This is a genomic window from Williamsia soli, assembly GCF_017377795.1.
GTDB classification, from domain to species: Bacteria; Actinomycetota; Actinomycetes; order Mycobacteriales; family Mycobacteriaceae; genus Williamsia; species Williamsia soli.
Map to the genome: position 1 here is coordinate 458,755 of NZ_JAFRDR010000004.1, position 12,880 is coordinate 471,634.

The window sequence follows — 12,880 nt, forward strand, 5'->3', positions numbered from 1 at the left end:
TCGGAGTTCGAGGACATGAGTGAGCTGACCACACCGCTGTCGATCGTGGTGGCCGGTGGGGGCACGGCGGGCCACATCGAGCCCGCGATGGCGGTGGCCGACGCCCTGATTGACCTCGACCCGACGATCCGGGTGACCGCTCTGGGCACCGCTCGCGGACTCGAGACCACCCTGGTGCCCGAGCGTGGGTACCGCCTCGAGCTGATCCCGCCGGTTCCGTTGCCCCGCAAGCCCAATGCGGATCTGGCAAAGCTGCCACTACGTCTTCGCTCGTCGGTCTCGGCCACCCGGAAGGTGCTCGCAGAGGTCGACGCCGATGTGGTGATCGGATTCGGTGGCTACGTGGCGCTACCGGCGTACCTGGCCGCCCGTATGCGTGTGCGAGCAGGAAACCGGCTGCCGGTGGTGATCCACGAGGCGAACGCACGCGCGGGAATAGCCAACAAGGTGGGCGCCCGACTGGCGCAGCGGATTCTCGTCGCGGTTCCCGGGTCCGGGCTGGAGTCGGCCGACGTGGTGGGCATCCCGGTTCGCGCCGCGATCTCAGATCTCGATCGAGGCGCTCTGCGGGCAGAGGCACGGGCGTACTTCGGTCTCGATCCGGATGCACCGACCGTGCTGGTCTTCGGTGGTTCGCAGGGTGCGCGAAGTCTGAACGAGGCCGTGCGCGGCGCGGCACAAGTATTGGCGGACAACAAGATCGGCGTCCTGCACGCATATGGCAAGAAGAACACCATCGAGCCTTTCGACGGGTCGCCGCCGTATGTGGGGGTGCCTTACGTCTCCAGGATGGATCTTGCCTACGCCGCCGCGGACCTCGCGATCTGTCGTGCCGGCGCCATGACGGTGGCCGAGGTGTCGGCCACCGGGCTCCCTGCGGTCTACGTGCCGTTGCCGCACGGAAACGGTGAGCAGCGACTCAACGCCGCACCACTGGTGGCAGCAGGCGGCGGACTTCTCGTCGACGACGCCGATCTGACGCCCGAGTATGTGGCGCAGACCATCCCGCCACTGCTGACCGACCCCGCCAAGCTGTCGGCGATGTCACTCGCGGCGGCAGGTGCCGGTGCGCGCGGTGCGGCCCACGCCGTTGCCGCAGCAGGCATCGACGTGGCACGCGCTCGCCGCAGTGGGGGACAGCGATGAACAACTCGGCATCCCCTCAGGCGGATCAATCTCTGCCGCAAGCTCTTTCCCGGGTGCACATGGTAGGAATCGGCGGCGCCGGGATGTCCGGGCTGGCCAGGATCCTGCTGGCCCGCGGCGGTCAGGTGTCGGGAAGTGACGCCAAGGAGTCACGTGGCGTCATCGATCTGCGGACCAGAGGCGCAAAGATCCACATCGGGCATGATCCGGCGGCGCTCGAGTTGCTCGACGGCGGCCCGACCGTGGTGGTGACGACACTGGCGGCGATTCCGAAGACGAATCCCGAACTGGTGGCGGCCCGTGAACGCGGTATCCCCGTGCTGCTGCGGCCTGCGGTCCTCGCGACGTTGATGGAGGGGTACACCAACCTCTTGATCGCGGGCACACACGGTAAGACGTCGACGACGTCGATGACGGTGGTCGCACTGCAGCATTGCGGCTTCAACCCGTCGTTCGCGGTCGGCGGCGAGCTCAACGAATCCGGCACGAACGCCCATCACGGGTCGGGCGGGGTGTTCGTCGCCGAGGCCGACGAGAGCGACGGTTCGCTGCTGCAGTACGCGCCGACCGTCGCCGTGGTGACCAACGTCGAGTCCGACCATCTCGATTACTTCGGCACCACCGACGCCTACGTCCAGGTGTTCGACGACTTCGCCGACCGTATTCGACCGGGCGGCAGCTTGATCGTGTGTCTCGACGACCCGGGTTCGGCCGCGTTGGCGGCCAGGGTGTCGCCCCGACTGGCCGAACGTGGGGTCGCGGTGCTCGGTTACGGCGAAGGTGTGCACAGCGAACTCGCCGGTGGACTCGAGCCGATCGCGCGGTTGCTGAGCTGGCAGAGCAAGGACGGCGGCGGTGTCGCCCGCATCCGGTTCGCCGATCCGGCCGGTGACGGCATCGACTCCACCGAGCACACCATTGCCTTGACTGTGCCAGGAAAGCACATGGCGCTCAACGCTGTTGCGGCGTTGGTGGCAGGTGTATGCGTCGGGGCGCCCGTGGTCGAGGTCATCGAAGGCCTCGAAGGTTTCGCCGGCGTGCACCGCAGATTTCAGTTGCGTGGCCGGATCGGCAGGATTCGGGTCTACGACGACTACGCCCATCACCCGACCGAGGTGCGAGCGGTCCTGACGGCCGCGCGCGACATGGTCGACGCCGACGGCGGACGTGTGGTCGCGGTGTTCCAGCCCCATCTCTATTCGCGCACCGAGACCTTCGCGACCGAGTTCGCCGCTGCGCTCGATCTGGCCGACCAGGTGATCGTCCTGGACGTCTATGGCGCCCGAGAGCAGCCCGTCCCCGGGGTCAGCGGGTTCACCATCGCCGAGAAGGTGACAAAACCGGTTGCCTTTCAACCGGATGTCTCTGCGCTACCGGATCAGGTCGCGCACCTGGTGCAACCCGATGACGTCGTGCTGACCATCGGTGCGGGTGATGTCACCATGCAGGCACCCGAGATCGTCGATGCGTTGCGCGCGGCGTCCCGTGCACCGCGGGGTGACGCCGATCCGTCCTCCAGGGAACGCAGATGAGCGATCGCCGCCGCCCTCGTGGTGGTGACGACGACCGTCGCGGCGATCGGGCCGGACGCGACCCTGCGCCCCCAGAACTCGAGCCGGCCGACCTCGAGGATGACGACCTCACGGTGCTGGCGGATCTGACGATCCCCGCCCGCGGTGCCCATCCGTACGTCGAGGGCGCCACCGCCGACGACGTCGATCACGGCAGCGACGAGGTCGGAGATGACGAGGACAGCGACGACACGGGGACGGGTTCCCGGACGCGTCGCCGGGACCGGGCCCGTGGCGGCCGCAGGCCCGCCGTGAGTGGTATGCGCTTGCTGGTGACGACCATCGTCACGATCCTGGTGGTGATCGCCGCATTCGTCGTCGCGTACTTCACACCGCTGATGTCGGTGCGGACCATCGACGTGGCGGGCAACTCGGTGGTGCCGGCGGAAGAAATCCTTGCTGCGGCAGCCCTTTCCGAGGGGCAGCCACTCATGCAGGTCGATACCGCCGCCGCTGCTCAGCGGGTGTCGATGATCCCTCGTATCGCCACGGTCAGGGTCAAGCGCGAATACCCCTCGACGATCACGATCTCGGTTGTCGAAAGGGTCGCGGTGGTCTTCACCCAGCGCGACGGTCAGAAGTACCTGATGGACAGGTTGGGATTCGAGTTCGCTCAACAGGATCCGCCGCCCGGGCTCGCCGAACTGAGAACCGCGAATCCTGGTTCGGGCGATCCGTCCACACGGGCCGCGTTGACGGTGATGGGTGAGGTCCCTCCCTACGTGCGCGATCAGATCGCCGCCATCGAGGTGGATTCCCCGGTCGATATCGTCTTGCGGCTCAAGGACAAACGCACCGTTGTCTGGGGCGACGACGAGCGAAACGCCGAGAAAGCGGAAACCCTGCGGCACGTGCTGACGCAGGAAGGCACCGAGTACAACGTGTCCAGTCCGCAGAATCCGACCTTCAAATAGCCGTTTCGAGCGCAATTCGCAGAGTTTGTGGCGACACGCCGCGGCGCTTGCTGGCTCCACCCACCAAAGATGCTTAGCGTTTCCATCAGTACGCGACTACTTGACATAACTCTAAGCCTGTGGTTTAGGTTGAGGGTTTTGCTTTCGGAGCCGTGCGCTGCAGAGCCAGCTGGTTCGGAACTAGACCAAAAGGAAGGCGAGCGCTATGACGCCCCCGCACAACTACCTTGCCGTGATCAAGGTCGTCGGTATTGGCGGCGGCGGAGTCAATGCCGTCAACCGCATGATCGAACAAGGACTCAAAGGTGTCGAGTTCATCGCCATCAACACCGATGCACAGGCCCTGCTGATGAGTGATGCCGACGTCAAACTCGACGTCGGTCGTGATTCGACTCGCGGGCTCGGCGCCGGAGCCGATCCCGAGGTCGGTCGCCGCGCCGCCGAAGACGCGAAGGACGAGATCGAGGAGCTCATCAAGGGCGCCGACATGGTCTTCGTCACCGCAGGCGAGGGCGGCGGAACCGGCACCGGTGGCGCCCCCGTGGTCGCGAGTATCGCCCGGAAACTCGGGGCGCTGACCGTTGGTGTGGTCACCAGGCCGTTCTCGTTCGAGGGCAAGCGACGAGGCGGACAGGCTGAAGTCGGGATCACGTCGCTGCGCGAGTCCTGCGACACGTTGATCGTGATCCCCAACGATCGTCTCCTGCAGATGGGAGATGCGGCCGTCAGCCTCATGGATGCCTTCCGCAGCGCGGATGAGGTCCTGCTCAACGGCGTCCAGGGCATCACAGACCTGATCACCACGCCCGGGCTGATCAACGTCGACTTCGCCGACGTCAAGGGCGTGATGAGCAACGCCGGTAGTGCGCTGATGGGCATCGGCTCCTCGCGCGGCGAGAACCGTGCGACCAAGGCGGCGGAGTCGGCCATAAACTCCCCGCTGCTCGAGGCGTCGATGGAAGGTGCCCACGGGGTCCTGATCTCCATCGCCGGTGGCAGCGATCTCGGACTGTTCGAGATCAACGAGGCCGCGACGCTGGTGCAGGAAGCCGCACATGTCGACGCCAACATCATCTTCGGAACGGTGATCGACGACAACCTCGGCGACGAGGTACGGGTGACGGTCATCGCCGCCGGCTTCGACAGTGGGGCCCCGGCCCGAAAGCCGGTGGAGTCCGCAGCCACCGCAGCAGCCCGCACCAGTGCCGCCGCCGGCTCGGGACGCGTCGCCAACGGCAGTGCGAACGGCAAGAGCGATGCCGATCGCCGCGATCCGCTGTTCGCCCAGGTTCCCGCAGGCGATCCGTTCGCCGACGACAGGTCGCCGCGAACGTCGTCGCGTCCCGCGCACGGGATGGACGAGGCCGATGACGAGGTGGACGTTCCGCCGTTCATGAAACGCTGAGCGCTTCGGTGGGGTCCAGCGCCTCCGAGGGGTTTCGGGTCAGGCGAGTCGTCACCGCACGGGCGGGTGGCTACTCGACCGGACCGTTCGAGTCGTTCAATCTCGGTGATCACGTCGGTGACGACCCGGAGGCGGTGCGCCAGAACCGGGTTCGACTCGCCGAGAAGATCGGTGTCGATCCGGCCCGCGTGGTGTGGATGGAGCAGATCCACAGCCGCAACGTCACCAGGGTCGACGGCCCCGTTTCCGAACCTGTTCCTGCCACCGATGCACTGGTGACGACGACCAAGGATCTGGCGCTCGCCGTCTTGAGCGCAGACTGCGTGCCGCTGCTGCTGAGCGACGAAGAGGCCGGCGTGATCGCCGCTGTACACGCGGGCCGTGTCGGAGCCCGGATCGGCATCGTGCCCCGCGTACTCGAGGAGATGGAACGGGCAGGCGCCAAGGTCAGCAGGATCGGCGGATTCCTGGGTCCTGCCGCGAGCGGAGCCCAGTACGAGGTGCCTGCCGACATGCAAGCCGACGTCGAGCGGCATCTCCCCGGTAGCGCCACCCGCACTGCCAAGGGCACCCCGGGACTCGACCTCCGGGCGGGTATCAGACGTCAACTCCTGGCCGAGGGCGTCTCGGCGGTGGCGCAGGACCCACGGTGCACGATCACCGACGTCGCACTCTTCAGTCACCGACGCGATGCGCCGACCGGCCGTATCGCGTCCGTCATCTGGATGGATACAGGCAGTGCCTGATCTCGACGGAAGTGATCGTGCCGGTCGCCGCACGGAGCTCGCATCGAGACTCCGCGTTGTACGCGACCGGGTCGACGCGGCCTGCGCTGCCGCGGGGCGCGAGCCGTCCGACGTGCAACTGCTCCCGGTCACCAAGTTCTTCCCGGCATCGGACGTTGTTGCACTCGTGGAGTCCGGGGCGGCGGAGTTCGGCGAATCACGCGAACCGGAGGCCGGCCGCAAGGCCGAGGAGGTCCGGGCCACCACTGGCCGGGGTGATCTGCGCTTTCACATGATCGGTCAACTCCAGCGGAACAAGGCGAAAACAGTTGCTCGGTGGGCTGACCGGGTGCATTCGGTGGACAGTACGAAGTTGGCGAGTGCCCTCGACCGTGCCGTTGGCGGCGCCCGTGAGGGTGGGGATCGCGACGGGACGTTGGAGGTATTGATCCAGATCAGCCTGGACGACGACGAGGCCAAGGGTCGTGGTGGGGTCATAGAGGAAGAACTGCCCGCGTTGGCCGACGACATCGAGCAGAGTGCCAACCTGCGGCTGTGCGGACTGATGGTCATCACCCCGCTGCACGGATCGGCGGAGGCCTGGATGGCCAAGGCCGCCGGTATCCATCAGCGGTTTGTCGCCGACCATCCCGGTGCCGTCGAATTGTCGGCGGGGATGTCGGGCGACTTGGAGATCGCTGTCGAGTACGGATCGACATGCGTGCGTGTCGGTACCGCGATCATGGGCGATCGCCCAGTAATCTCGCCCTAACGGTTAGTCACATGAGTAACACGAGCACCATGACTAACAGGGATTGTCGAGTACCGGCCGCGGCTGAAAGAGGAAATGCGATGAGCACCATCCACAAGTTCAAGGCGTACTTCGGCATGGTCCCGCCCGGTGACTACGAAGACGACTACCTGGACGATCCCGCCCCCGCGCGGGCGCGTCGCTACGACCGCGATTACCGCGACGAGGCGGACTATCGGGACCCCGAGTACCGGGAGTACGCCGACGAGCCTGCTGCCGCGAGGCCCTTCTACCGCGACGAGGTCGAGGATCGGGACTTCCGGGAGGCCGACTTCCGCGAAGGTGAGTACGAGCGCGTTCCCGAGTACGCCTACGCCGGCGCCCGACGGCCGCAGTTCGAGGCCATCGACCGCTACGCGGCGGCTCCGGCCCGCGTCTCCGGACGCCTCGAGCCGCTGTCGTCCGCACGCCCCACCGCTTCTCGGCCTGGCCCGTCCGTCGGAGCGAGCACCCGCGGTGCGCTCGCGCTCGATTCACGCGCCGAGATCGACCGGGTCTTCGAGGAGGGCAGCCCGCTGGGCAAGATCACCACTCTGCGGCCCAGCAGCTACGCCGAGGCACGCACGATCGGCGAGCGGTTCCGTGACGGCAGCCCGGTGATCATGGACCTCGTGGAGATGACCAACGCGGACGCCAAGCGACTCGTCGACTTCGCTGCCGGTCTGGCGTTCGCGCTGCACGGCTCGTTCGACAAGGTTGCCACCAAGGTGTTCCTGCTCGCTCCGTCCGACATCGACGTCTCGCCCGAGGATCGCCGCAAGATCGCCGAGACCGGTTTCTACAACCATCAGTGAGATCGCCTCAACTGGTGGCCGTGGCCGTCGCTCACGGCTCTGAGCCCCGGCGCGTCCTGCCGTTTACCCATTCGCGTCCGATTTCGGGCACAGTTGTGTCGTGACGATCGCGCGAGAAGTTATCTACTACATCCTCTTCATCTATTGGCTCTTGTTGTTGGGACGCCTGGTGATCGAGTTGGTGAGAACCTTCGCCAGGGAGTGGCGGCCCACGGGAGCATCCGTCGTGGTGATCGAGAGCGTGTTCACGACGACCGATCCGCCCATCAAGGCCTTGCGAAAAATACTGCCGCCGATTCCTCTGGGCCCGGTCCGGCTCGACCTGTCCCTGATGATCACCATGATCGTGGTTCTGATCGCGATGTCACTCGTCGCGCCCTGACAGCTGAGGCCCGGCCATCCCGGGCGGTCTGTGAGCGGGTGCGACTCGCCGAGACGCCGCCCAGTCGCCGGCTCCGAGATCGGCGCACTAGTATCGAGTAGGTTGATAACAAACGGGTCACAGATTTCCGGCGCGCCGCAGTAAATGGTTCGTTTCGACAGGAGACGGAGCCGCCGGCGGAGCTCGACCTGCTAACCGTTTGATTTCGACATAGCAACCACAGGGTGCGACGAACGGTTCTAGTGTGACAGGATGGACGCCAGTTACAGCCTGGATGCTGATCGTGAATAATATGGCTGACCGACCCACATTGTGGGTCGATCGGAACGATGATTCGTAGATCGGCGCGCAGGTGAGCCAGCACCTACACAAGTAGAAGACCAATGCTCGACACAAGGTATAAGGGGACCGACCAATGCGGCTGACACCAGCTGATGTGCACAACGTCGCGTTCAGCAAACCGCCGATCGGCAAACGCGGCTACAACGAGGACGAGGTTGACCAGTTCCTCGACTTCGTCGAGGCCGAGCTGGCGCGTTTGATCGAAGAGAACTCCGACCTGAAACAGCGGGTCGAAGAGCTCGAGGGTGAGGTCGATCAGGCCAAGAAGTCACCCACACCGGCGGCAGAGCCTGCAACGCAGACATTCGCGCAACCCGCAGCACCGGCTCCCGAGCCCGTTGCGCAAGCCGCGCCCCAGGGTGAGGACCACAGCATTCGGGCTGCCCGCGTGCTCGGCCTGGCTCAGGAGACCGCCGATCGCCTCACGAACAACGCGCGCAGCGAGTCCGAGGCAATGGTCGCCGATGCCCGCGCTCGTGCGGATGCACTTGTCGGCGACGCCCGCTCCAAGTCGGAAGCGATGCTGAGCGACGCCCGGCAGCGTTCCGAGGCGATTTTGGCCGACTCGCAGACCCGCGCCGAGACGCAGACGCGACAGGCTCAGGAAAAGGCCGACGCCCTGCAGGCCGACGCCGAGCGCAAGCACACCGAGATCATGGGCACGATCAACCAGCAGCGGTCAGTGCTCGAAGGTCGGATCGAACAGCTCAAGACCTTCGAACGCGAGTACCGGACCCGCCTCAAGACCTATCTGGAGTCGCAGCTCGAGGAGCTGCAGCAACGGGGCAGCGCGGCACCGGTCGACAACGCACGTGGCGGCGACGCCTTCTCCTCCGATCCGGGTAATGGTGGTTTCACCAACTCGGGCGGTTTCAGCAAGCCTGGCAACTGACCGTCGGCTGACTTCGCCGACGTTATCGACTACTAGGACACTGCTGTGCTGGTGCTGGCTCTGGGGGCCACCCTGGTGGGATTCGTCCTGCTGGTGGGGGCCCTCATCAGCGGTCTGTTGTGGCTCGCGATCGCCTGCATCGTTGTGTGCGTGATCGGCGTGGGGTTCTTGATCGCCGATCTGCTCGGGATCGGTCGACCTGCCGGTGAGCCGGCCCGCGAGGACACGAGTGATGACGATCGCGCTGACGAAGACGCTGATGAGGTTCGGGATCGGTCCACAGAATCGGACCTTGAGGAAGGTCCCGAATCGCCGCAGCCCGAATCCGACAACGAGGTGACCGGACGGATGCCGCGGATCTCGCGCGACGGCAGCGACGATCCGCCGACCGAAGAAATACGGTTCGACAGACCGAGTTAGACTTGTATTTGCATTGATCCGGCCATCACCGGGGAGCACCTGGAAGAACAGGGCTGCACGGCCCTCAGTAGAACCAGGCGGGTGAGGCCCGTCAACGCCTCAGACGATTGCCGGTCCGCCGGTCGATCGAGTGAGTGGCGCCCTTTCCGGCGCAAGCGGGGTGGTACCGCGGCCGACGTGAGACGTCGGTTCGTCCCCGTGCCCAGGCAGCAACGCCAGCGCACGAGGAGACGGCAGTGAACCCACAGAACTCGACGGTCCCCGATGACAACGGACCGGGGCCGGACACCGCATCGCAGACCGGCCGGGTCTACCCGGTCGTCGATCTGACCAACGGATCGAGGTCAGGCGCGCCATCGTTCCCCGAAGTGGAGGAACGGGTCCTTGCTTACTGGCAGTCCGACGACACTTTCCGCGCGTCCATCGACAATCGCAGCGACGCCCCCGAGTTCGTCTTCTACGACGGCCCGCCCTTCGCCAACGGTTTGCCGCACTACGGTCATCTACTGACCGGCTACGTCAAAGATCTCGTCCCGCGCTTTCAGACCATGCGTGGCAAGAAGGTGGACCGGCGTTTCGGGTGGGACACCCATGGTCTTCCCGCCGAACTCGAGGCCGAGCGGCAGCTGGGCATCACCGACAAGTCACAGATCGAGACGATGGGCGTCGCGAAGTTCAACGACTACTGCCGCGCCTCGGTGATGCGGTACGCCGACGAGTGGCGTGAGTACGTCACCCGCCAGGCGCGCTGGGTCGACTTCGACAACGACTACAAGACCCTCGACATCGACTTCATGGAGTCGGTCATGTGGGCGTTCAAAGCCCTCCACGACAAGGGACTCGTCTACCAGGGATACCGTGTTCTCCCGTACTCCTGGTACGAGCAGACGCCGCTCTCGAATCAGGAGAGCAAGCTCGACGACGCGTACAAGATGCGCCAGGACCCGGCCGTCACGGTGCGGATGACGTTGGACACGGGCGACTCCGGTCCCGCCGAGCTGAACGGTGTCGACGCGTTGATCTGGACGACGACGCCGTGGACACTTCCGTCAAACCTCGCAATCGCCGTCAATCCCGTCACCGAGTACAGCCACGTGCGCGCCGAGGACGGAAAGCAGTATCTGCTGGCGGCTGCACTGGTCGGTGCCTACGCGCGCGAACTGGGTGAGGACCCCGAGGTTCTCGGAACTTACACCGGAGCGCAGCTCGAAAACCTGGAGTACCGGCCCCCGTTCGACTTCTTCCTCGGTCACGACGGTGCTCACCGGGTGTTGCTCGGCGACTACGTCACCACCGAGAGCGGCACCGGAATCGTGCACCTGGCGCCGGCCTTCGGTGAAGAGGACATGGAGCTCGCGACGGCCTACGGCATCGAGGTGGTCCAACCGCTCGATCCCGGCGGCAAGTTCACTGCGCTCGTGCCGCCGTATGAGGGCCTGATGGTCTTCGACGCCAACCCGGTGATCATCAAAGACCTCAAGGCGGCGGGAAAGATCCTGCGCCACGAGACGATCGAGCACTCCTACCCGCACTCGTGGCGGTCCGGTAAACCGTTGATCTACATGGCTGTTCCGTCATGGTTCGTCGCCGTCACGACGTTCCGTGATCGCATGGTGGAGCTGAACAAGCAGATCGAATGGTCACCGGAACACATCCGTGACGGCCAATTCGGCAAATGGCTCGAAGGTGCTCGCGACTGGAACATCAGCCGCAACCGCTACTGGGGTGCACCCATCCCGGTGTGGGTTTCGGACGATCCCGAGTACCCACGTGTGGACGTGTACGGCAGCCTCGATGAGCTCGAGCGCGACTTCGGGGTGCGCCCGGACAATCTGCACCGGCCGCACATCGACGAGCTCACGCGCGCCAATCCCGATGACCCCAGCGGTAAGTCGACCATGCGTCGGGTACCCGAGGTCCTCGACTGCTGGTTCGAATCGGGATCGATGCCCTTTGCCCAGGTGCACTATCCGTTCGAGAACACCGATTGGTTCGAGGGCACCGATACCGAACCCGGACACAGTCCCGGCGATTTCATCGTCGAGTACAACGGGCAGACGCGCGGGTGGTTCTACAACCTGCACGTGCTCTCGACCGCGCTGTTCGACAGGCCGGCATTCCGAACCGTCGCCGCCCACGGCATCGTCCTGGGCGATGACGGCCAGAAGATGTCGAAGTCGAAGCGGAACTACCCCGACGTGAACGAGGTGTTCGACCGCGATGGCAGCGACGCCATGCGGTGGTTCTTGATGGCTTCGCCGATCCTGCGGGGCGGCAATCTCGTTGTCACAGAACGCGGTATCCGTGAAGGTGTCCGACAGGCGCTGCTGCCCCTGTGGAACGCCTACAGCTTCTTGCAGTTGTATGCCGAGCGGCCCGCGCAGTGGAGTACAGCCTCGACCAATGTGCTGGACCGGTACATCCTGGCGAAGGCCGCGGCCACGCGCGAGGTGATGACCGCACAGATGGAGACCTATGATGTCGCTGGTGCGTGCGAGGAGTTCCGGCACTTCTGTGACGCCCTGACGAATTGGTATGTGCGACGGTCACGTTCGCGGTTCTGGGCCGGCCAGGACGAGGCCCCGGAAGCATTCGACACGCTCTACACGGTGCTCGAGGTGGCTTGCCGTCTCGCGGCTCCGTTGCTGCCGCTGGCCACCGAGGCGATCTGGCGTGGGTTGACGGGGGAGCGGTCGGTTCATCTGACCGACTGGCCGACCGAAGACGAACTGCCCGCCGATCAGGAGCTCGTCGCGGCGATGGATGATGTGCAGGCGGTGTGCTCGGTCGCGTCCAGTCTGCGCAAGGCGAACAAACTGCGTGTGCGACTTCCGTTGCCGTCGTTGACGATCGCATCGGCCGATGCCGCGCGGCTGGCACCGTACACCGACCTCATCGCCGACGAGATGAATGTGAAGTCGGTGCAGTTGACCGACGACGCCGATCAATACGGGCGGGTGGAGCTGGCGGTGAACGCGAGGGTCGCCGGACCACGGCTGGGCAAGGACGTGCAGCGAGTCATCAAGGCGGTCAAGTCGGGGAACGTCAGCATCACCGAGCGTGACGGCGTCGAGGTGGTGAGCGCCGACGGCATCGAACTGTTGGACGGCGAGTTCACCCGCAAACTCGTTGCGGTGAAACCGGAGTCCACGGCCGAGCTCCCGGCCGCCGCCGGTCTGGTCGTGCTCGACACCGCGGTCACCGAGGAGCTCGAGGCCGAGGGCTGGGCCAAGGACAGGATCCGCGAACTCCAGGAGGCCCGCCGATCGGCCGGGTTCGACGTGTCCGACCGGATCGCAGTGCAGCTCGCTGTGCCTGCTGATCACCTCGAGTGGGCGCAGCGACATCGCGACCTGATCGCCGGAGAGATCCTGGCGGTGCAGCTCGACCTGGTCGACGCGCGGACGGATGAACCGTTGGGGAACTGGGTCGCCCTCGGCGACGGTGTCCAGGCCACGCTCACCAAGGCCTGACCCCC

11 protein-coding genes are annotated in these 12,880 nt (G+C 65.4%); all 11 read left to right on the top strand.

Annotated elements, in window-relative coordinates; all coding sequences use genetic code 11:
• Positions 1–15 precede the first annotated feature (15 nt).
• Positions 16–1,146, top strand: coding sequence for an undecaprenyldiphospho-muramoylpentapeptide beta-N-acetylglucosaminyltransferase (gene murG, locus J3S28_RS14145; protein ID WP_207841350.1), 1,131 nt, complete (start codon positions 16–18; stop codon positions 1,144–1,146).
• Positions 1,143–2,678: a UDP-N-acetylmuramate--L-alanine ligase gene (murC, locus tag J3S28_RS14150; RefSeq protein WP_207841351.1), complete on the top strand. Its 1,536-nt coding sequence runs from the start codon at positions 1,143–1,145 to the stop codon at positions 2,676–2,678. Before murG ends, murC begins: the two co-directional genes overlap by 4 nt.
• The gene (locus J3S28_RS14155; RefSeq protein WP_207841352.1) at positions 2,675–3,631 is read left to right on the top strand and encodes a cell division protein FtsQ/DivIB; all 957 of its coding nucleotides are present in this window, start codon (positions 2,675–2,677) and stop codon (positions 3,629–3,631) included. Before murC ends, J3S28_RS14155 begins: the two co-directional genes overlap by 4 nt.
• Positions 3,632–3,836: 205 nt before the next feature.
• Positions 3,837–5,036, top strand: coding sequence for a cell division protein FtsZ (gene ftsZ / locus J3S28_RS14160; RefSeq protein WP_084893026.1), 1,200 nt, complete (start codon positions 3,837–3,839; stop codon positions 5,034–5,036).
• Between the two features lie 8 nt (positions 5,037–5,044).
• Complete coding sequence (gene pgeF, locus J3S28_RS14165) at positions 5,045–5,782, top strand: peptidoglycan editing factor PgeF (RefSeq protein ID WP_207841353.1); 738 nt, start codon at positions 5,045–5,047, stop codon at positions 5,780–5,782.
• Complete coding sequence (locus tag J3S28_RS14170; RefSeq protein WP_307797130.1) at positions 5,775–6,533, top strand: YggS family pyridoxal phosphate-dependent enzyme; 759 nt, start codon at positions 5,775–5,777, stop codon at positions 6,531–6,533. Before pgeF ends, J3S28_RS14170 begins: the two co-directional genes overlap by 8 nt.
• 80 nt (positions 6,534–6,613) lie before the next feature.
• Positions 6,614–7,366 (top strand): cell division protein SepF, encoded by a 753-nt coding sequence (locus J3S28_RS14175; protein ID WP_207841355.1) that lies wholly within the window; start codon positions 6,614–6,616, stop codon positions 7,364–7,366.
• Between the two features lie 100 nt (positions 7,367–7,466).
• Complete coding sequence (locus J3S28_RS14180) at positions 7,467–7,748, top strand: YggT family protein (protein ID WP_207841356.1); 282 nt, start codon at positions 7,467–7,469, stop codon at positions 7,746–7,748.
• 415 nt (positions 7,749–8,163) lie between these two features.
• On the top strand, positions 8,164–8,982 hold the full coding sequence (gene wag31 / locus J3S28_RS14185) for a DivIVA-like cell division protein Wag31 (RefSeq protein WP_207841357.1): 819 nt from the start codon (positions 8,164–8,166) through the stop codon (positions 8,980–8,982).
• A gap of 45 nt (positions 8,983–9,027) precedes the next feature.
• Positions 9,028–9,402 carry a hypothetical protein gene (locus J3S28_RS14190; RefSeq protein ID WP_207841358.1) on the top strand — a complete coding sequence of 125 codons (375 nt, stop codon included), beginning with the start codon at positions 9,028–9,030 and terminating at the stop codon, positions 9,400–9,402.
• Positions 9,403–9,638: 236 nt separating this feature from the next.
• Positions 9,639–12,875: an isoleucine--tRNA ligase gene (ileS, locus tag J3S28_RS14195; RefSeq protein WP_207841359.1), complete on the top strand. Its 3,237-nt coding sequence runs from the start codon at positions 9,639–9,641 to the stop codon at positions 12,873–12,875.
• Positions 12,876–12,880 lie beyond the last annotated feature (5 nt).

Excerpts from the sequence above, each read along its gene's own strand:
- murG (WP_207841350.1), top strand. The coding sequence starts at position 16 with ATGAGTGAGCTGACCACACCGCTGTCGATCGTGGTGGCCGGTGGGGGC.
- murC (WP_207841351.1), top strand. The coding sequence starts at position 1,143 with ATGAACAACTCGGCATCCCCTCAGGCGGATCAATCTCTGCCGCAAGCT.
- J3S28_RS14155 (WP_207841352.1), top strand. The coding sequence starts at position 2,675 with ATGAGCGATCGCCGCCGCCCTCGTGGTGGTGACGACGACCGTCGCGGC.
- ftsZ (WP_084893026.1), top strand. The coding sequence starts at position 3,837 with ATGACGCCCCCGCACAACTACCTTGCCGTGATCAAGGTCGTCGGTATT.
- J3S28_RS14175 (WP_207841355.1), top strand. The coding sequence starts at position 6,614 with ATGAGCACCATCCACAAGTTCAAGGCGTACTTCGGCATGGTCCCGCCC.
- wag31 (WP_207841357.1), top strand. The coding sequence starts at position 8,164 with ATGCGGCTGACACCAGCTGATGTGCACAACGTCGCGTTCAGCAAACCG.